This is a genomic window from Lactobacillus acidophilus, assembly GCF_034298135.1.
In the GTDB taxonomy this organism is placed as follows: Bacteria; Bacillota; Bacilli; order Lactobacillales; family Lactobacillaceae; genus Lactobacillus; species Lactobacillus acidophilus.
In genome coordinates this window covers 77,328-100,102 of record NZ_CP139575.1, presented here as the reverse complement: position 1 = coordinate 100,102, position 22,775 = coordinate 77,328, and the positions used below count along the sequence as shown (strand labels likewise).

Sequence of the window (22,775 nt, the reverse complement as noted above, 5' to 3'; positions counted from 1 at the left end):
ATTATGTGGCATTCAGTATGTAATTTCTTTCTAACTAATCCCTCTGTAGCCATCTTCTTAACACTAGGCTTAGGTTATTTAGTTGGTAGATTTCATATCAAAAGCTTCAAACTTGGTGCAACAGTTGGTGTACTACTAGTTGGATTAATTATTGGACAAATGGGAAAATTTCAAATAGCTCCAGTTGTTAAAAATCTTTTCTTTGACTTATTTATTTTTACAATTGGCTATGAAGTTGGTCCTGTGTTTATTGCCAGTTTTAAGAAAAAAGGTATTAAATTCATCATTCAAAGTGTGGTATTTTCAGTAATTGCATTTGTCGTATCTTTTGCATTATTTAAAATATTTCACGTTAACTTTGGTGAAGCCGGTGGTATCATTGCAGGTTCATTAACACAATCAGCATGTATTGGTACCGCTAATTCAGCAATTGAAGCATTACATATTTCGCAAGCTGCTAAAACTGCTGCAATGTCTCAAGTTGCAATTGCTTATGCCCTAACTTATGTCTTTGGTACTATTGGCGTTTTGATTTTCTTAAAGAATATTGCTCCTGCAATTTTCCATGTTAACTTAAGAGAAGCAACGAAGGAATATATTGAAACAAATCATATTAAAACTGATACAAAAAGCGTAAAAATTTCTGCAAACATTCGTGTTAGAGCATTTAGAATTAATGCAGAAAATAAGTATATTGGTAAAACTATTCTAGACTTTAATAATGACAATGCAGGATTGAACATTGAAGAAATAGTTAGAGATGGTAAAACATTGACTAGTCCTTCAACGGTCCTAGCTAACAATGACATTATTTTAGTAATAGGTAGTATTAAAAACTTCGCTGACTTTACAGATAAAAAATATAATTTATCAGAAGTTGATGCCAATAATTATCCATTACATTTGAAAAAGACAACAATTTTATTAACTAAAGTATACAATTACAATACCCTTGAAAATATGCTTGCTAATGGTGTAATTATTGAATCTGCATATCACGATGATAAGAAAATCACTGATTATACTTTATTATCCGTTGGCGATCATATCACTGTAATTGGACCACAAAGCTACTTAACTAATATTATGAAAAATATTGGTTACGAAAAAGCTGCTGGTACCAAAACAGATGTTAGCTTCCTATCAATCGGTATTTTCTTAGGTATCTTGTTAGGTGCAATTGTAATCACAATTCATAAAATTCCACTTACCCTAGGTGGCGGTGGCGGTGCTCTATTTGCCGGATTATACTTCGGCTGGCTCCAAGAAAAGCATCCAAATATTGGTGTAATTCCTCCTTCCACCAGATGGTTACTAAAGAGCTTGGGTTTGAACCTATTTATTGGTGTAGTAGGTCTTCAAGCCGGGAGTGGCTTTGTCACTGCTTTAAAAGAAATGGGCTGGCTAGTATTTGTTATCGGTATTTTAGTTTCAATACTCCCTCATTTATTTACCCTATTATTTAGCAAATTTATATTAAAGATGAACATTGTTGATAATATCGGATCACTTTGTGGATCTGGTACTATCACTGCAGCTTTAAACGCAGTTAATGCTGAAACTGATTCAACTGTATTTGCATTAAGCTACACTCCTACATATGCATTAGGCAACATATTCTTAACTGTTATGGCTCCTCTAATTGTTGCATTACTCGCATAAAATTTATAGTCTCGATCCTCTTAAAATCCCTATCGCATTGATAGGGATTTTTTATGGTTCTCTGGAAAAACAAAAATACTGATAATCATTTATTTAACAATGATTATCAGTATTTTCTGTGTTTTTAACAAAACTATTTAATCGCCTAGATCATCCAAAGACTTTAATTTATTTACATACCCATTGACTTCCGCTTTTTGACCTGAGTTAACATAATAATCTGACTTTAAACGATCTACTGTATATCTCTCAGTCTTATACACACCATCCGAAACAGTATGATCAGGATCACTATATTTTACAATAACCTGATTACCTTCTTGTTTAAACCAGTAATAAGATGCTGGAGAACCACCAGTAGTAATACAATCATAGCCATTTGTTTTACCATGACCAGCAGAATCACTAAAGTACATCGTACCATCCTTCAAATTATCTTTGAACCAGTCTCCGTCTTTTAATAGTCCAATAAATACACCTATTAACTTAGGATCTTCTGAAGATGAATCATCTGCTGAAGAATTGCTATCATCACTATCTTTATCAGGCATTGAAGCAGTTTGACCACCTGCAATTGCATTAAAGCCATTGATCAGATCTTGATTAGCAGTTTCTTTAACCATTACCTTATCACCATTAGTTGTTTCATCAACTAATACGACTGGCTTGCCGTCATGAAAAGAGAAAAAGTATGTAATATGCCCCTCAAGTGGAGCTTTATCACTATCATGATTATAGATAGCTACTACATTGTAATCCGCATTTCCCTTACCATCTGGATTATATGCTATTGATACTTTCTGATTATTTATATAAACTCGATCAAAGTCTTGTGGAAATTTTTCACCGGCTGCAGTAGTTATTTGACCATCTCCATCATATTTATCATATTCTTGATTCATCGAGTCCGCCCAATCATCAAAGAAGTCATCAAGCTTATCCTGTTTACTTGTATCCCACAAAGCTGTGCTTACACTAGCATTGTGCCCAAATTTACCACCATTATCAGTATTGCTATGATTGGTCTTTTTAACTTGTCCCACACCATTTTGTTTAGCAACACTACTATTCTTTTTATTATTTTGACATCCTGTTAGCGCTAGAATAGCCATTCCAGTTAACATAAACCCAATAATTCTCTTTTTCAATTTTTACTCCCACTATTTCAAATCAATCGTTAAATCGAAAGTTTTATCCAACGCATCATCATCACTGTCTTGCGCAGAAGCATCAAACTTCATCCGAATGTTTTTTAATGATGAAGTTGACTTTAAATTTTGAATTGGAACTGTAATTGTACCTGATTTAGTTATCCCATCATTGATATCGCCGTCCCAGTTTTCCATACTGTCGGCATCATGCTGTTCACCATTAGAATAACTATAAGTTCCTTGAGTCGGATATATTGAAATATCATCATCTGCTTTAACCGACATATAAATTCTGGCAAAGCCATGAATCATAAACTTACCATCATTTGATGAGTCATACTTATAAGGTTTAACAGTTTGATATATTACAACTTTTTTAATTGTTACATCCCCACCATCCCAGGAATGATCTGTATAATTTACGCGGTAAGTTTTCATTGCTTTAATTTTGTAACTCTTGTAATCAACTTTCAATATGTGATCATCTTTTGTTGTTTGGTTACTATCAACTGTAGTACTTGTTGAATCTCTAAAACTACCATCTGTCAAAATAAAGAAGCCCATTGAAATTACTAAAATTGATAGAACAATAATTACCCAAGTTGACCAATTTCTATACCATGGTCTATTTTGGGGAGATTGTGCTATTTTTTCAGATTGATTATTTTCAGTAGATACCATTACATCTTGGTAGGGATGCTTGCGATATCCTAATTTCCCCCATGGACAGCCTGCCGCATAAATAATCATTAATATGATTCCATAGATAGTTGCATCACTATAATCCAGCATTGCACCATAAATTGAGTTCAATGCAATAACTATGAAGAAGATAATCTTAACAATTAATTCTGCTTTTTTATTAGCTGGTTTCTTTAGTGTCACAAAGTACCAAATAGCAAGTCCAATTGCCCATGCACCATAAAAGTAAAGAAATTGCTGGAATTGTCTTACTCGCCCAACCCATGCGATTCCTAGTAGAACTTGAGAATAACCTATTATTCCCACAGCAAAAATTGCTAGAAGAATTGCCCCCACTAATCTTCTAACATTCAAAGTATTATTCGGTTTCACCTTATTTTCCCTCCAAAAATATAATAAACAAACATTTTTATTATAAAACAAAAAGCCGTAGTATTAACTACGACTTAATGTATTAACTCTAATGCTCTAACTATTCAGCTTTAATATCCATATTTAATTCGATTGGGCAGTGGTCTGATTCATCAATGTTATTCAAAATATCTGATCCTTCCACCTTGTCTGTCAATGCATGTGATACCAAGAAGTAATCTAAGCGTTCACCAATATTCTTATCTCTAGCATTGTCATGTCTGCTCCAATAAGTATAAGCTTCGTCCTTTGGATGAAGTGTACGGAATGTATCTTCAAAACCTGCATTAAGCAATTCAGTGAATTCTTTACGTTCATCACCAGTAAAGCCAGCGTGGTTCTTATTCTTTTCAGGCTCAGCTAAATCGATTTCATCGTGAGCAACACTCATGTCACCGCCGATAATTACTGGCTTATTGTTTGCAAGCTTGGTGACATAGTTTCTAAATGCTTGTGCCCACATTACTCTAAAATCAAGGCGTTGTAATTGTTCACCTGCATATGGTGCAAAGGTATTTACATAGTAGAACTTAGGAAATTCTAAAGTAATAGTTCTACCTTCACGGTCAAATTCAGGAATCCCAATACCATTATATACAGCTAATGGCTTAATTTTGGTAAAGACAGCAGCACCATCATAACGCTTTTCTTCAGAGAAATTCCAGTATTGGTAATATTCTGTTAAATCAATCTTTACTTCTTTTGGAGATAAACGAGTATCTTGCATCCCAAAAATATCAGGATCTAAATCCAAAAATGTATCTAAAAATCCGTGACGTAAACATCTACGAAAACCATTAACATTCCATGATACAAACTTCATATTCAAGATCTTCTTTCTTATAATCTATACAACATTTTGATCCTACCTCTATTGTAGTCATTTATTGAATGATAGGTATAACAATTACTAAAAAAATATTTATAAAATCCATATTTTTAAAAAATAAGAAACAAAAAAGAGGCATATTATCCTCTTTTCATAAATTAACTTGCTATTTGTTTTTGACGATATTCTTTAGGTGAACATCCCATATATTTTTTAAACATTTTATAAAAATAAGAAGGATTTTCATACCCCACTGCTAATGAAATACCTTCAACTGGAGTATTAGTAAGTGCTAGGTACTCAGCCGCAACGTTGATTCGCTGCAAATGAACTAATTTTATAAACGTATAACCCGTCTTTTCCCTCAAAATCGAAGATAGATAGTTTGGATTAAAGTTAAAATACTTTGCCATACTCTTAAGATTGATAGTTTTATAATTTCTTTCAATATAAAGAAGCAAAGTCAGTAAATCAATTTCATTATTATTTTGAACTTCTTTTTGTGTCTGAAAAACGGCATCTTTAGATGCAATTCTAATTAATCGAATAAATAACTCTAATATCTCTAATTTAATAATCTGATTACTATAGTCATCAGGACAATAATACTCAGAAATAATATTATAAATTTTATTAACTACATGAACATCATGATGAGTACGAAATACATTAAATGCTCCATGAGAATCATCACTAGATAAAAGCGAAAATACAATAGAAGAAACAGATTGAGCATTATGTGAATGGGTTAAAAAGACTAAATCTTCTAAAGAAAAAGCTGCTCTTTTTAAGGCGATTTTTATCATAATTGTCTTATCATCAATAGGTTCAACTTTATGTATTGTTTTACACCCGATAATGATAATTTCATTCTCATTGAGAGTTATAGCTTCGTTAGCTGTTTTTATAACACAACTACCTGACAAAACTACCATCATTTCAACATAATTATGTATATGATACGGAACAAAGCTATTTATAGGCTGAGTTGAAAGGGAAATTAATTGTCCATTTTTTTCAAAAGAATTATCATTTAATGTGTCAAAAAATTGATATACAGGCTCACCCTCAACATGCTTTATAATTATGGGATGTAATCTATTTTTTATTTCTTCCCAATTTTGAAAATCATTATTTTTACGTAGTACTTTTAAGATTTCAGCATTCATCATCAACACCGAGCCTTTATTAAGTACAACTTTAAAAATAGTTTTAAAGTATCTGTTAAATAGACACAATTATTATGCGTTTTACTACGATTTTATTTATATTTAATGGATAAACTATATATTAGCGGCCAAATGTTATTAGATAACAAGGGTAAGAGATGTTAATATATCTATTCAGACACACATTTATTTACTACGTAAAATTAATTTTTATAAGTTTTTATTCAAATTTTAGATAAACATGTTATTTTATTTCTAGATATTAATTTTATCTTGTTTAACTAAATTAGTCACAAAAAATGCTTTAAAAGTATTTGCAAAATTCACAAATAAGCATAGATTTAACCTTTTGTAATTATTCCAACTCAATTTTTCCTTTAACATCCTGTTTAAATATTCTTATCTATCCATATCTTATGATAGATAAAAATAACAACTTACACTATGTTGTAAATAAAGATTGAACATGTTGCTTTCACATATTTTATTAGTTTTTTAAGCATTTCTGTTAATAGAGCACTCAAAAGAATAAAAAAAGACCAAGCAACAATTGCTTGGCCTAATTCTCTACTCACTATTCATGCTGCTTGCCTTTGGCGATATTCTCTTGGCGAGCAGCCCATATGATTTCTAAAAATTTTATAGAAACATGATGGATCTTCATACCCTACCGCTAACGAAATACTTTCAATTGATATATCTGTAAGCGATAAATATTCTGCGGCTACATTTATACGTTGCAAATGAACCAATTTAATGAAAGTATACCCGGTCTTTCTTTTTAAAATAGAAGATAAATAATTAGGATGAAACTTGAAATGCTTAGCCATACTTTTCAAAGTCACAGTTTTATAGTTTTTTTCAATATAAAGGAGCAAAGTTAGCGCATCTACTTCGTTATTTTTATGATCTTCTTTCTGTGTTTGAAGTATGGGACCTTTCGATGCCAACCTAACTAAACGAATAAATAATTCTAATATTTTAAACTTAATAACCTGGTTACTATAGTTATCGGGACGATAATACTCACGAATAATATTATTAACTTTGTTAACAACATTTACATCATGTTGTGTGTGAAACACGTTGAAAGCTCCATACGAATCGTCATTAGATAAAAGGAAAAATACAGTAGAAGATACAGATTGAGCATCACGTGAATGCGTTAGAAATGTTAGATCTCTTAGTGAAAAAGCCGTTCTTTTTAAAGCAATTTCCACTACGATTGTCTCATCATTGATGGGTTTAATTTTATGAATCGTCTTACATCCAATGATCATAATTTCATCTTGGATAAGAGTAATCGATTCGCTCTGGGTTTTTATAACACATCTTCCCGACAAGACCACCATCATTTCAACGTAATTATGTACATGATATGGAACAAAACTATTTACTGGTTGTGTCCTAATCGAAATTAATTGTCCATTTTTTTCAAAAGAATTGTCATTCAGCGTATCAAAAAATTGATACACTGGTTTGCCATCAACATATTTTACAATCTTAGGATGTAATTTTTTATTTATTTTTCCCCAATCTTGAGACTTATTATTTTTACGCAGTATTCTTAGAACTTCAGCATCCATTGGTTGCACCGAACCTTTATAATAAGTACAAATTTACACATCCGTATATGGGATAAAATTCTTATATGTTAGACTATCAGACTCCTATTGCACGTATTGATAGCTTTAACGTAGACTTTGACGATAAACTATTATAATTTATGAGTGTTATTCGGATAAAAATAATTGATAGAATTAAAGAATATATCTATCAAACGTAGATTTTTCACTACGTAAAATTAAGTTTCTTGAAGTATTTAGCCTAGAAATATATAAATATGTTGATTTTTTAGAAGTTCAATTTACGAAGGTTTTGATAGTTCATACAAACTCTTATTCTTTAAAATTTCATCAAATTCAATTACTGACACAAAAGCCTTACTACCAGTCGATAATAACTAACTTAAATTTTGAAAATCAACGATTTCTCATTCAATTATGCTTACTAATTTTCGGATTAGTCAGTCATATTTGTTACTAAAATATTTAAGCTTACAGCATTAGCATTTTGGGATTCGTATGATTAGGTTTATTTGGATTGTTTTATCGGATCAACTTCTTCTGATTCAATCAAAGCTAACTGACTTATTACAGAGAGTGTTAAGGTTATTTTAGCGGCTATTAGTTTATCCAAAGTTAACGATGTATCCGGTTCTGGATTGTTAAGATTTCCAGGACTGACCGGTACAACTTCCTGCATAAGTATGGATTTCAATTTGCACTTTTTTAACTTTAAACAACTACCTATAATTTAAATTTTAAGTTATGCTCACAGAACCAATAGAATTTCTTAGGAATTATTCTGTTTTTATGAATTAGTTTTTGAGATAACCTAACCACAATTACTAAATTTATGCCTATATAACTTAATTTAAAGTAAAAGAATATAACATCATATATCCCCAAAAGACATTAACTTATAGTTTGTCTTCTACAAATTAGTAGCCCACACTAACATAACTACTATAGTCATTACAGCAATTGTCACATTAAGAACATTTGAAATAGTAATAATAAGAAGTCTTGAGATTACTCTCTTTTAATGCAATAACGTACTCACTTTAACTTAAGAAATAACACTACGAGGAATGTGAATACTGGCAATAACAGCGTTATTAACATCTAAACTTCATTACTATACAATTACCAAATCTTTTTGCTTTTTCATTATTTACTAAATGGGAATTATTTTAAGAAATCAGCACATAAAACTTTATTTATTGTTTTGCTTTTAAGGATAAACATGTATAGATCTTTTATTAAATCATGTAAAGTTAATTTTTTCCGATATTAAATCAACTATAAAATTATCTTCTGATAAAAATTGATGATTATTATTTAACATTTTAGGGAGCACAATTATATCAAGCAATAAGATTAACATTTTCATTAATATCAGTTTTAAATTTAATGGTGAAATGCCCTGACACCATTACGCCTTACACGTTTTAACTTTGATCATCTAAACAAAAATTAATACTAAAAGTTGAATCTTTGAACAACGGAACTTTAATTAACGTAACTATGCACATAACTAATTATTTTACTGAATGACAATTAAAGTTGTTTTTCAAATTAATTCAATTAGTTTCACCTATGGTAGCTAGGATAAAAGTTTGCCATCGAGACTGATCATTAGAACTATTAATTTCTAATTTTATACCATCACCTCCTTAATTAAATTAATCATCAAATACAATTTTCCTAGTTTCATAATAGATAAATTATGATATTAAAACTATGTCATAAAAAAAGATCAAGCATGGTGATTTCACACATGTTTGATCTTTTTTTATTTTTATACATTAATGCCAAGCACCTTGCACAAAATCATATAAGTTCTTTAACTCATCTTAAAGTTGATCTAATTGATCAATAAGCTGAACCTTAGAGCGACATTGGCAATGCAATTCTTGAGTTATACTTGGAAGAATTGATACAGGGTGAAAAAGATATTTTGTATAAATTATTTACTCTTCGTAAACATGGATAAATACCTGCCTATTTCCTACTATTTTTATGAATAGCAGTAGCTTCATTAGACCGCTTCAACTTCTTAAGTACCTCATCAGAATGTACTGATACATATGAAAATACGAGCACATCTACCACAAACATCTGACTTATTAATGAAGTTGTAGCTCCAGACCTAATTGAAGGCTCACCAATATCCTGAGTTAATAAAACTAAATCTGCTTTTTTAGCAACAAATGAGCGTGGATTAGCTGTTAAAAGCAGTGTGGGGATACCAAATTTATCAGCCACTTTCTGAATGTCACTGACTTCTGTAGTCTTACCATCATTACTAATCAAAATTAATAGATCATCTGATGTAAAAGAAGCCAACTGAGCCAAAGCTACATGTAAATCGGATATATAATTAATATTTTTACCGACACGCATAAATTTTTGATACATATCACTAGCAACTATTCCAGAAGCACCAGCCCCATAAACTAAAATTGAAGAAGAATTATAAATTTTTCGAACAGCTTTTTCCACACTATTATCATTCAGTCCGCTTTGTGTGGCTTCAATGGCACTTTCAAAGCGAGCGGCCATAGTATTCTTAATTGCAGCAATACCTTCTCCTGCATCAAATTCGTGATAATCATTATTATTTACACTTGACTGTGCAGCAACTAATTGCAGCTTTAAATCACTGAATCCATTAGTACCAATTTCTCGACAAAAACGGACGATAGTTGCAGTACTAATACCTGTATCTTTAGAAAGTTTTTGAATTGAGGAAGAAATAACATTTTCAGGATTTGCAATAATATAATCGCCTAAGAGTTGTTCTTTTTTAGGTAATTGTGATTTTTTACCTTTAATTATTGAAAAAATGTTTTGCATATTTATTTCCTATTCTTTAAATAGATAAAATTTCTGACTTGGTTTAATCAAATCGATTAAAGGAAGAGAGCCATTAGTCACTTTTCCAACTACATTTACCTTCTTATTCATAGTGAGAGCATCTTTAACTAGTTGAATTTCTCCCGCATATCGCTCATAAAGACAATTGTTTAAAGTAATGCTCCCCACTTCTCTTAAAATTGTATTTTCTGGAGTAATCCTTGGTGCAGCATGCATCCGTGAATCTTCACAACGGACAACATGTTCTGCAGGATCAGGACGCTGGTTGTGTTTCCCTAGAATATAATTGTACATTTCTTCAGAAATATTTTCTGCTTGTTTCGTATAAAGAATAATACTGTCCGTTTCTTGATAATTCTTTATCTGATCAAGAGCTTTATCACTTATTCCTGGATCTCCCAAATAAAGTAAATCAGCTCCTAATTCTTTTAATTCTAAAATACTAGCTAAGGGATCATAATTTCTTTGATACTCCAAAGTTGGTAATCCTTCGTGTAATGGTCCTCGTAGATTTTCATCCCCAGCGAAAAATGCTTGTACCTTCAGCCCATATTGTTTAAACATTTGCGTCTGTTTTCTAAAAATTGTCGACTAATACCTGTATCAGGACATGGATAAAAATTAAACCATGCCTGAATATTTTTCATTTCTGCATTGAAAGTACCCAATTGCTTTAACTCTTCTTCTGTAAAAGTACTTCCGTTTATTCCAATTTCAATTTTTTGCGATAATTCAGCAATCTGCTTAGGCGCTAACTTGTCATCAATTCTTAACCCAGTAATACCTCTTCTTTTCAAAGAATCTAAACTACTTAATGAAATATCTAATTTTTTCAAGCTAACTTGATCTATATCAACCATTACTTTTAAATTATTATTTTTGGCTAAATTTCCTAAAGAAAATAATCTTTGTTGATATTTCTTAGGATCTTCTTCAGGAATATGAGCTGAGGTAAAAATCCCATCAAACCCATTTTGCTTTAGTCGATTAATATATTGTTCAGTTGCTGAAGTAATATCGTTATTTAAATAAATCGAAAATCCTAACATAATTTTTTCCTTCTATGAAAAAACAAAGCCAAAAAGCTAATCGCTTTTTGGCTTTTAATTAATTGTTTTTAATAACTTCACTGACATTACCGTTATATTGCTCTAATAATTTTTGAGCTTCATCTTTATTAGACTCGGTCTTGATCATGGTAATGGCAAGCGGAACATTATTTTCCGCTTTCTTTAACGTCTGCAACGCTTCTTCTTGTGTTGCATCTGTTACAGCAGAAATAATTCGACTTGCCCGATCAACTAATTTAGAATTTGTCGGCATTACGTCAATCATTACGTTTTCAAAAACTTTTCCTTGTCTGATCATGACCCCAGTTGAGATCATATTCAAGATCATCTTCTGCGCAGTTCCCGATTTCATCCGTGTAGAACCGGTTACTATTTCAGGACCAACTACAGCCTCAATTGCGACCTCAGCATGTTTACCAATTTCAGAATCTTTAACGCAAGCAATTGAAATGGTGAAGGCACCAATTTGATTGGCATATTCAAGACCACCAATTACATAAGGAGTACGACCACTAGCTGCTAAGCCTAAGACAATATCTTGACTATTTAAGTTCAAATCTTTAAGATCTTCAGCGCCTAAATTAGTATCATCCTCAGCACCTTCAACAGCTTTATACATTGCTCCTGGACCGCCAGCAATTAGACCAATGGCTCTTTCTGGTTTAATCCCATAAGTTGGAACTAATTCAGCTGCATCTAACACGCCTAATCTTCCACTGGTGCCAGCTCCAAGATAAATTAACCGACCACCCTTTTTATAGCGGTTAGCTGCCTCATCAATTGCCCTTGCTATTTGTTCATCTTGATTGCCAACAGCTAAGGCAACTTTTTGATCTTCCTCATTCATAATTTTTACCATTTCTACAGTAGAAACAGTATCAATATGTATAGAAGCAGGATTACGTTGCTCAGTAGTTAAATTTTTTATTTCCATTTTATTTTTCCTCACTTACTGGTAACTTCTAGGACGGACTCTCCCGCCTTAACTTCTCCAAATTGTAATAGCTTCATATCCTGAACAGTATCCTTATTAGTTACAGCCATCATTACAACTGGATCTTTACCTGCTTCTTTAATCTTATTGATATTCATTGTTCCAAGGCTTTGACCAGCTTTAACTTTTTGTCCTTCTCTTACGGTAATATCAAATGGTTCACCTTTTAATTCTACTGTATCGATTCCCATATGAATTAAGATTTCAAGGTTACCTTTTGCGGATGTCATAGTCAAAGCATGTTTAGTAGACATGACACTAACTATAGTTCCATCTACTGAAGCCACAATTGATCCATCAGTTGGAATAATTGCGAACCCATCACCTAACATTTTTTGTGAAAATACTTCGTCATTTACTTCTTCTAAACCTTCAATTTGTCCAGAAACTGGGGCTGCAATATCTTGGGTAATTGGCTTAGCAATTGTTGATGTAGTAGCAGGCTTCATATCCAAGTTAGTTGCTTCTTCTTCAGCTTCTCTTCTTTCAGCAACTTCAGGACCAGCTTGACCATCTGGAAGCATAGCTTCTTTTGGCACGCCCCAGAAGTAAGTAGCAATAAAACCACCGATATATGCAGCTAGAAGTCCAAGTACATAAGCCCACCACATGTTATGAGCAATTAATGGAATTAAAGCAACGCCAGATGGTCCAATAGCAATTGAGCCTACTTGACCAAAGGCTGCAACTACAGCACCACCAATACCACCACCGATACATGCGGTAATAAATGGGCGACCTAATGGCAAGGTAACACCATAAATTAACGGTTCACCAACACCAAGAATACCAACAGGTAAAGCACCCTTAATCATATTAACAAGTTGCTTGTTCTTACGACATCTTACCCATAAAGCGACGGCAGCACCTACTTGGCCACCACCAGCCATGGCTAAAATTGGAAGCAATGGTGTAAATCCTAATTTTTGAATCATTTCCAAGTGAATTGGTGTCAAAATCTGGTGTAGTCCCAGCATTACCATAGGTAGGAAGAATAGCCCGAGGATAAAACCAGAAACAGGTCCACCAACTTTAAGTACCCAATTAATTGCGCCGACTAATGAATTTGAGAACCATCCAGCCAATGGCATAATGAGAAATACTGTAAACAGCCCCATTATTAGAATAGTTAAGAAGGGAGTAAAGATAATATCTACCGAATCGGCTATATGTTTATGGAAGAATTTTTCAACATAAGATAAGAGCCATACTCCAAGTAGAACTCCAATGATACCACCTTGACCAGCAGCCAGTGGCTTACCATCAAAAATATTAGGAATAGTTACCGGAGCAACAATACCTGGCAAGTATACAATACCGCCGATGATACCACCCAAGCCTGGTGTAGCACCAAATTCTTTAGCAGTATTAATACCAACATAAATATTCAAGTAAGCAAAAAGCGCACTTGAAATCATTGCTAAAACAGTAACACCTAAGTTCCAAGAACCTGGCAACATTTTCGCAGTGAGCATGTTTCTTAAAATACCTGCTACACCTGAAATTAAACCGGCACCAACAAAAGCTGGAATTAATGGAACAAAAATTGCTGAAATGTGTTGTAAGGCAGCTCTCCACCAAGTCTGTTTAAGTGAGGCTTTGTGTGCAGCATGAACTTCCGCAGCCTTTCTCTCTACTTCACTTTTATTAGCTTGGTAAGAATTAGCTGGGAAAATTTCGCCTTCTTTAACCCCTGCCTTGTCATTCATGATCTTAGCTACCTTGGTATTAACCCCAGGGCCAAGAACGATTTCTAAAGTATCTGCTTCAACAACACCTAAAACACCGTCAATCTTCTTTAACGCAGTAATATTCACTTTTGACATATCACGTATTTTAATTCTTAGACGAGTCATACAGTGAATAATAGATTCGACGTTGTCTATGCCACCTATTTGTGCATAGATTTCATCACTCAGGCGTTGATATTTATCCTTTTCCATGATGTGTTCCTCTATCTATAAAAAGTAACAATATTTCATTTACCAGCTATTAGAATCTTATAGGAAGATATGTAATCGCTTTCTATAATTAAATGTTAATACCTTAAATGGGTATTTGTAAAGCTAAATACTGTGGTTTTGATCAAAATATTTTAAGTTTTATGATCTTGTATAATGAAATTTTGTTTCGTCTTATATTGGATAATAAGTGTTGATTAACAATATTTGACTTAAATAAGAACGCATCCCCGAAAGGATGCGTTCTTAAGTATGAAATAATAAATTTCTATTTTTAACTACAAACTTCTATGAATATGCCTAGCCACTAATTCAAATAATCCACCGGTATATCAGCTTTAAAAGAAAGCAATTTCTGATACCAATAATAGGAATCCTTTAAATACCGCTTGCAAGTACCCTTACCCTCATCATCCAAATCAACATAGATCAAGCCATAGCGTTTAGACATCTGAGTGGTTGATGCAGAAACCATATCAGTAGTTCCCCAGATCATATATCCCATTAATTCAATGCCATCTTCAGTTAAGGACCTTAACATTTCATTGATATGAGCACGTAAATAATCTATGCGATATTGATCGTGAATTTTAAAGTCGTAAGTTAATCTATCCCTAGCACCCAGCCCATTTTCAACAATAAAAACAGGCTTTTGATAGCGATCATACAAATTAATCATAATAAGACGCAACCCAACTGGATCAATTTGCCAGCCCCATTCACTTGTCGGTAAATATTTATTATAAACACCAATGGTTCTATTAGCCTTGGTAATCTGCAAACCTTCAGTATCATGAGCTGTACAGATTGAAGAATAATATGAAAAGGCAACAAAATCGGCCGTATTTTCCTTAATGAGCTGCAAGTCTTTATCGCTCATTTTCACATGAATCCCCATCTCCATCATTTGCTTCAAAAGCACTTGAGGATATTTCCCTCGTAATTGAACATCGCTAAAATTATAGCTTTCTCGCATAATTTGCGTTGCTTTAAGCATATTACGAGGATCACTATTATATGGATAGACCATAGTGCTTGTTATCATACTGCCAACTTTATGACCCAAATAATTTTCATGAATATATTTAGTGACTTTAGCTGCAGCAACAAATTGATGATGCATTGATTGGTAAATAACTTCTTTAAAATTTTTATTTGGAAAACGGTCTTCAACTAATCCAGCTGAGGAGTAAGGATGTCGAATAATACTATCGATTTCATTAATCGGAAGCCAATATTTCACTTTATCGTGATAACGATCAATTACAGTTTTTGAAAAACGATAAAAATAATCAATTATCTTAGGATCATACCAAGAATCATAATTAAGAACTAAATTTAGCGGCATCTCATAATGAGAAAGTGTAACGACTGGTTGAATTCCTAGCTCATGCATTTTAGTAAAAAGTCGATCATAAAATTCCAGACCTTTTTGATTCGGCCTTGCATCATCGCCATTTGGAAAAATACGACTCCAGGCAATCGACGTTCTCATCGAATTAATTCCCATTTTAGCTAACAGTTCTAAATCTGATTGATAATAATGATAAAAATCTACACCGTGGCGTTTACCCCATGATTTACTGCTTTTATCCTGCATTGCACTTTCTATCTCAGCAGTTGTCATGTCATTTACCTTACGATAATCATCTAAATCTTGATTGGGATTAAATCGTTCGCAATCTGCAATCGATATTCCTTTGCCCTCTTCATTCCATGCTCCTTCTACTTGATTAGCTGAAGTAGCAACTCCCCATAAAAAAACATGTGGAACATGATATGTATTCATATTGAATAACCTCTAAGCTAAAATTATTACATTATCTTGGTTGGTAACTTCTTTAGTTGCATCTTTATCCTTTAATACAGTAAGTACTTCTAAAAAATCTTTAGAATTAGTTACGATCATAACAACAGTCGGATCATAACCATTCTTTTTAATTTCATCAATATTGAAATCAAGTAATTCTTGACCGGCGGTAACTTTGTCTCCCTTTTGGACCAGTTGTTTAAAACCTTTTCCTTTCATTTCAACCGTATCAATACCCACATGAATCAAGACATCGGCATCATTACTTAGATGTAATCCAATAGCATGATGAGTATCAAAGATTGCGGTAACTACACCGTCTTCCGGCGCAAAAATTTTTCCTTCACTAGGAACAATAGCAATCCCTTTACCCATAACCCCACTAGCAAAAGTCGGATCAGCAACTTTTGAAATATCTTCTAATTGACCTTTAACAGGTGCATGCAATTCATGCTTTTTATGATCTTTGTCAAAATTTTTCTTTTCTTCTTTTTTAGCATTCTTAACTTGATCCTCATCTATTGGATCATCAAAACCAATTATCCAAGTGGCAATAAAAGTGGCAACACTTGCAACAATAATAACGATAATAGCTTGAACAACAAAGTTCTCAGTCTTTGAAATCCACATTGGTAAACTTAAAAAGGCAGGTGTTACATAAATGAAGGCTTTTAACTTCATGAAGCTGGCAACAATACCGGCAATCGCTCCACCAATCATTGCACCATACATAGGCTTCTTTAATCTTAAGTTAACACCGAACAGAGCTGGTTCAGTAATACCACCAAGATAGGCGGTTACACTTGATGAAAGAGCTAATGACTTTAACTTCTTATTCTTAGTTTTCAAGCCCACTGCAAGTGAAGCAGCAGCTTGAGACATATTCGAACATAATGCGACAACACGAATAATTGGGTCAAAGCCTTGAGTAGCAACTAATTGAATACTAATTGGAGACAAAGCTTTGTGAATACCAATAGATACAAGCCAAGGATATAATGCAGCCAAAATTGGGATAGCAATGACACCAGCATTGCGGAAAAGCCACATTGCAATAAAGCCAATACCTTCTGAAATCCAATTAGAGATTGGCCCAATGATCAAGAAAACTAATGGACCAGTAATCAACATAGTGAGCATCGGTTCCATGAAGACTTTAACCATGCCCGGCGTAATCTTTCTAACAAATTTATAAATATAAGACATAATCCATACAGAAAGAATCGCAGTAATCAAAGTAGACGAATATTGAACCAATGGAACTGGTAATCCTAAAAAATGGAATGGTTTATTAGTAGTTACGATCTGAACCCAGCTTGGATGAACAGTCATTAACCCGATAAAGGCACCAAGCATTCTGTCAGTATTAAAAATTTTTGCAGCTGAAAAACCAACGTAAGCTGGCATGAAATAATATCCAGTATCAAAAATCAAGTTTAATAGTTGATAAGTTTGACTCTTATCTGATAAAACATGACAAATGGTTAAGATTAAAAGTAAAACCTTACCCATACCGGCACCAGCAAGTAATGGTATCGCAGGTGCAATAGAACCGGTGATAGCACCAATGATAGCATCAAATAAATTCTGTTTTTTCTTAGGCTTATTACTGTCACTAGTCTCTATATGAATCATATTGATTAAATCATCATACACATCTTCAACATTATTGCCGATAACTAATTGATATTGGCCACCTTTTTTAACAACTTGTAAGATCCCATCAATCGCTTCAGCTTTTTTATCATCAGCCTTACTTTCATCCTTTAAGACGAATCTCAATCTAGTTGCGCAGTGGACAACTGATTGGATATTCTCTTCTCCGCCTATTGCTGCCAGAATTTCCTGGTTCATCTTTTCATATCTCATCTTTTCCTCCTTAGATCAGAAGTGATCTTATTAATGTGGATCGCTAAATACATTATTTCTTCATTGGACAAATCATAATTATATTTCTCAGCAATAAATTGCTTTATCTTTAATGAACATTTATATGCATCAATATCACTGGATTTAATGACTTTCAAAATCTCATAGCTTAGATCACCCAATTTACGTTCTCCTTTTCGATACATCATGTATCGCCAAAAGAATTTAAGATGTAAGGCAAAACGATTGTAAGTAACTGATTGATAATCAATATCTACCTTGAAATAGTACCGAACTATTTTGGTGATTTCTTTGATAAAATCTATCGACTTTTTAAAATCATCAATATCATTTTCCAATTCGCCACTAATGATATGAACTGCAATAAAACCAGCTTCATCTTCAGGAAATTGCAGATCAAATTGTTTATTTAATAACTGCAATGCCCAAAGACCATAACGATATTCTTTTGGATAATAATTTTGAATTTCCCAAAGAAAGCTATTACTGAGATACAATCCCTTCTTTCCTCGTTCTACACTTGTTGCCAAGTGATCGGTCAGCGTAATATAAACACTATCTGCTAGATCGATGTTTTCTTCCTGCTTTAACCGATCCACAATTTTTTCTGATATTTGAAAAAATATTGGATCTGTCTCATGGATTGTCTTTAATAACGTGTTACGCTGAGCAGCATCAAAAGGAGTGAATACCTTATAGATCTTTGTTTTATCAACTTCATCACCAACTTTTTTAGCAAAAGCTATTCCTTTTCCAAGAACAACTACTTCTTCACCATCCTTATTGGTAGTGACTATTGCACCGTTATTAAGAATTTGTTTAATACGCATAGTATCCAGTCCCCCCTTTTGCAAAGAAAAAAGGCCCACTCATCCCTTCAAAGGGATAAGTGAGCCTGCACCAATTATTGGCTAACAATTTCACTCATTTTCACTTGTTATAATCATGATAACGCTTTCATTATATAAAAGCAATTGTTTTTTATCTCCGTTTCCTATCAGTAGCAAAGACTACACTTCCAGCAAGAGTGGCAAATGCAAGACCAATCAACGCCATAGCATTATGATCTTCACCAGCTTGTGGTAATTCTTCATTCTTACCTTGAATAGTCATACGGCGATTTTTAGCTTCACTAGCTAATTTAAGTGCATCATCGCTTCGTCCAGCTCGCTTAACAGCATCTCTTCCAGTAGGTGTATTTTCTTTACCCTTAGTCTTGCCATTTCTCTTCTTATCAGTCTTTTCCTTATCAGGTTTATCCTGTCCCCTCTTAATACCAGGATATTCAGGATGAACTGGATCATCTGATGGCTTGGATGGATCGACCGGCTTATCCTTACCATTATCAGGGTTTGGTTCCGGTTGAGGCGTTGGAATGACTGGATTATCTGGATTAGTTGGAGTTACCGGTGTATATGGAACTTGTGTATCCTTGCCAGGGTCAGTTGGAGTAACTGTTGGCACACTTGGCTTGTAGCCTGGAATATTTGGCACCGGTACATTAGGAAGTACCTTAGTCGGATCCGTTGGATCGTTAGGATATTGTGGAGTTGGTGCATCTGGAATTGGCTTACCATTTGGATCAACTGGAACAATCCTACCAATTTGCTTATAAGTTACTGTTTTTTCAATATCATTTTGAGTTACAGTCGTTGCCGGAACATTAGCTTGATCAGCATAGTAGCCATTAACTACTGGCGTATTTACTTGAGCATACTCGGTCTTCTCACCCTTTGGAATTGTCCAATCAGTTGTATATTGACCATTAGGTACAACTTCTTTAGTTACCGCATCAATAGTAATAGTGCGCGTCCACTTCGAAGTTTGCACATGATCAGCAGGAGTCTTATCGCCAGCACCTACATAATGAACTGTTTCTTTAACCTGCTTCTCAATCTGGCTTCGATCTACGCCATGCTTATCAAAATTATCTGGTCCAATTGGGATCAAATTATGATCGTAATAAACATTAACAGTAGCGTCTTTGGTACCACTACCAACAATTACTTCGTCAACTCTAGCAGCTGAAGTACCATTTTCAAAACGTGGAGCTTTATAACCCTTAGCTGATAAATCAGGTGAAGTTACACTTGCCCACTTACCGTCGACTACCCAATCATTGTTAATAGTGTATGATTTACCATCTTTACTGATTGTACCGTAGCCGATCACCTTGCCGTTGTCATCAATAATTTCAGTACGATGCAAATTAACTGTTTGTGCAACTGGGTTAGTTGCAATTAAATCAGTTGGTATCTTTTCGCCAGTCTTACCATCTAAATAATTAATGGTGCGAGTTACACTCTTAGTTTCAGTCTTACCTGCATGGTAGATAGCTTGCTTGGTATAAACAACATTAACAATTAAGTTTTGTGGATCAGTACTATTCACACGATAACTCGATACAGCACCATTGCCAGCATTGTAATCAGCGGGAGTAGTAGAAGTAAAGTTGTAAGTAGAATTATTGTGATCAATAGTTGGTCGAGCAGTTGTTGCGCTAAATGTGTAAGTATCACTTTTTTGTACAACACCGCCATCAACTGAGTAAGTCCAAGTAAGCTTACCGTTTTGGTCTTTAATCGAACCGTCGGGATGTAAGTTCACTAAGTTACCGGTTACGGCATCTACAGTACCAGTCCCTGTGAAAACAACTGTGGAAGTCACAGATTCTGCAATCTTGTTGCCTTGATCATCAACATAATTAATCGTACGAGTAGCTGTTTTTTGTAAATCCTTCTTGGTGTACTTATCAGTTGGGTTATCTGGATCGATTGTCTTAGTGCCATGCTTTACGTGAACTTCGTAATTACCACCATTTTCAGGCATAGTAGTTACATTGAAGTTATCACTTACTAATACATACCCTTTATTCTGGAGTTCTGTAATTGAATCTTTAGTAGTATAGTTAAGTGCTTCACCTGGCTTAGCTGTAATTGACTTGTTGTACGCACTTAAGTCATCGCCAGCAGTATCATCGATATACTTAATAGCTGCTGTCACATGGTTGCGAACATAGACTACCTTAATATTTTTGCCAGGATCATGTGGGGTAATCTCTCTTTGAGTAGGATCCTTAATTGTATAACCAGCAATAACTGGCGAATCGGTTACAGCAGCCTTAGTTGGATCAGTACTATTATTGAATTGGACTAAGTCGCCAATTACGTTACCATCTTCATCGACTGGAACAATGGAACCTAATTTATCGTAAATAAATTGTACTTCATGTGGTGTTTCGGTCACATATGGATTACGAGCAGTATAGTTACGACTGGTAAAACGAATAGATCTACCTGGACCCACCCTTCTTGATTCAATAGGTGTATTATTGTCACCTCTAAAGAGACTAACATCCATTGTGCCGTCAGGTGAAACTTGGTTATATACTACGTAATAATCCACATCATCTGTACCATAATCATAGTAGACTTTCTTATAATATTTCCCCTCACCAAATTGAGAAATCGTTCCCGTGAAATCACCTGTAGGCAAATTATCTGAATTTAAATAACGTCCCTTGATAACCCGCTTATATTGATCCACATTAGGAATTACAAATTCTTGACCAGTAAGACCCGAAACGTTTACGTTAGGATACTGATCAGAACTTTCAGCTTCTTTTAAATTACCATTTTCATCACGATAGTAATACTTGATTACTGAATTTTCAGTGTATACTGGTGGGATTTCACCAATTGCGGAATAATCACCACGAGTAGTATTACCTAATCCATAGATTGGACTAGTAGTACCATTACCCGAAGTAACAGTAGAAGTATTCTGCGTTGGCACTTCTTTGCCATCTACAATGACATTGCTACCGCCGGTATTAGAAATTTGATATCCGCGACCATTCACACTAATAATAGTATGTTGATCTACACCAACTGTAACTGATTGACTTACTCTTCTATTATTTCTATCAACTACGTAAGCATAGATATTCTTGTCATTATGATCATTTCTATTAGTGGTAAGAACCAGCTTCGAATCAGAAGGTCGGCCACTACGATCATTAAGCGACAAAATTTGATAAATATATTTATCTTGATCAATGATTTGACCAACTTCAGTTGGATAATCAGTCGGATCAGTAGCCTTAACTACTTCTTTTCCTTCCGACTTAGCTTTTACAACAACTGGAGCTGTATTTTCATTAAGTTGTGCTGGTGTTGCAGAAGTAGCATTTTGCTTTGTATCTTTATCAGTTGTTTCAGCTGCTTGATTACTCTTATTAACCTCTAACTTTTGTGGAACCTGCTTATCTGCTTCTCCTTGAGGGAGCTCAACTTTCTTATTATCTGAAGTTTCTACTGCATCTTTAGCTTGAGATGTTGTATCAACAGACGGCATTTCTGTCTTAACTTCAGTAGTAGTTTCGGAAGTAGAGCCATTTTCTTCATTAACGGTATTTTCCGAAACAGTATTATCAGCCTGTACTTGAGAGTCAACATTTTGTACAGCCTGTTCACTAGCTGGCTCTACACTATCTGCTTGAACCGTTTGTCCATTTGTCCAAAAGAAAATTGATCCTAAAAATACTGTCGCTAAGCCTGTGGATAACTTCCTAAAACTAAACCTATTTTTCACTTCTTTCTTATCCATAATTCTTCTCCTTATATCACTTTTTTAAGTATTCTATCTATCCTTTTAATGATATATAGAAATAAGCGCTTCCACC

14 protein-coding genes and 1 pseudogene are annotated in these 22,775 nt (G+C 33.9%); 1 reads left to right on the top strand and 14 read right to left on the bottom strand.

The features are described 5' to 3' along the window. Positions 1–3: 3 nt before the first annotated feature. Entirely contained in the window at positions 4–1,662 is a 1,659-nt protein-coding gene (gene aspT, locus SO785_RS00475; protein WP_003549953.1) for an aspartate-alanine antiporter, read from the top strand. A 137-nt stretch (positions 1,663–1,799) separates the two neighbouring features. Here aspT and SO785_RS00470 read toward each other — a convergent pair whose 3' ends face one another. The 14 genes and pseudogenes from SO785_RS00470 to SO785_RS00405 form a co-directional block, all read right to left on the bottom strand. Further along, positions 1,800–2,810: an Lreu_0056 family protein gene (locus SO785_RS00470; RefSeq protein WP_011254543.1), complete on the bottom strand. Its 1,011-nt coding sequence runs from the start codon at positions 2,808–2,810 to the stop codon at positions 1,800–1,802. 12 nt (positions 2,811–2,822) lie between these two features. Further along, positions 2,823–3,887: a hypothetical protein gene (locus SO785_RS00465; protein WP_003549951.1), complete on the bottom strand. Its 1,065-nt coding sequence runs from the start codon at positions 3,885–3,887 to the stop codon at positions 2,823–2,825. 100 nt (positions 3,888–3,987) lie between these two features. Continuing rightward, positions 3,988–4,749 carry an exodeoxyribonuclease III gene (locus SO785_RS00460; protein WP_003549947.1) on the bottom strand — a complete coding sequence of 254 codons (762 nt, stop codon included), beginning with the start codon at positions 4,747–4,749 and terminating at the stop codon, positions 3,988–3,990. A 164-nt stretch (positions 4,750–4,913) separates the two neighbouring features. Continuing rightward, positions 4,914–5,924 (bottom strand): AraC family transcriptional regulator, encoded by a 1,011-nt coding sequence (locus SO785_RS00455; RefSeq protein ID WP_015613409.1) that lies wholly within the window; start codon positions 5,922–5,924, stop codon positions 4,914–4,916. 578 nt (positions 5,925–6,502) lie between these two features. After that, positions 6,503–7,510 (bottom strand): AraC family transcriptional regulator, encoded by a 1,008-nt coding sequence (locus SO785_RS00450; protein ID WP_015613410.1) that lies wholly within the window; start codon positions 7,508–7,510, stop codon positions 6,503–6,505. A 1,980-nt stretch (positions 7,511–9,490) separates the two neighbouring features. Next, entirely contained in the window at positions 9,491–10,345 is an 855-nt protein-coding gene (locus tag SO785_RS00445) for a MurR/RpiR family transcriptional regulator (RefSeq protein ID WP_003549941.1), read from the bottom strand. Positions 10,346–10,354: 9 nt separating this feature from the next. Next, complete coding sequence (locus SO785_RS00440; protein WP_240534506.1) at positions 10,355–10,660, bottom strand: DUF871 domain-containing protein; 306 nt, start codon at positions 10,658–10,660, stop codon at positions 10,355–10,357. A 120-nt stretch (positions 10,661–10,780) separates the two neighbouring features. Continuing rightward, positions 10,781–11,415, bottom strand: a pseudogene (locus SO785_RS00435) (MupG family TIM beta-alpha barrel fold protein); the annotation flags it as partial. A 58-nt stretch (positions 11,416–11,473) separates the two neighbouring features. Next, positions 11,474–12,370: an N-acetylmuramic acid 6-phosphate etherase gene (murQ, locus tag SO785_RS00430; protein WP_011254545.1), complete on the bottom strand. Its 897-nt coding sequence runs from the start codon at positions 12,368–12,370 to the stop codon at positions 11,474–11,476. Between the two features lie 11 nt (positions 12,371–12,381). After that, entirely contained in the window at positions 12,382–14,373 is a 1,992-nt protein-coding gene (locus tag SO785_RS00425) for a glucose PTS transporter subunit IIA (protein ID WP_003549932.1), read from the bottom strand. A 325-nt stretch (positions 14,374–14,698) separates the two neighbouring features. Beyond that, on the bottom strand, positions 14,699–16,180 hold the full coding sequence (locus SO785_RS00420) for a glycoside hydrolase family 1 protein (RefSeq protein ID WP_003549927.1): 1,482 nt from the start codon (positions 16,178–16,180) through the stop codon (positions 14,699–14,701). Positions 16,181–16,192: 12 nt separating this feature from the next. After that, complete coding sequence (locus tag SO785_RS00415; protein WP_003549922.1) at positions 16,193–18,070, bottom strand: PTS beta-glucoside transporter subunit IIBCA; 1,878 nt, start codon at positions 18,068–18,070, stop codon at positions 16,193–16,195. After that, the gene (locus tag SO785_RS00410; RefSeq protein ID WP_011254546.1) at positions 18,067–18,921 is read right to left on the bottom strand and encodes a PRD domain-containing protein; all 855 of its coding nucleotides are present in this window, start codon (positions 18,919–18,921) and stop codon (positions 18,067–18,069) included. The genes SO785_RS00415 and SO785_RS00410 overlap by 4 nt, the downstream gene beginning before the upstream one ends. Positions 18,922–19,072: 151 nt before the next feature. Next, entirely contained in the window at positions 19,073–22,699 is a 3,627-nt protein-coding gene (locus SO785_RS00405) for a mucin-binding protein (protein ID WP_011254547.1), read from the bottom strand. Between the last annotated feature and the right edge of the window lie 76 nt (positions 22,700–22,775).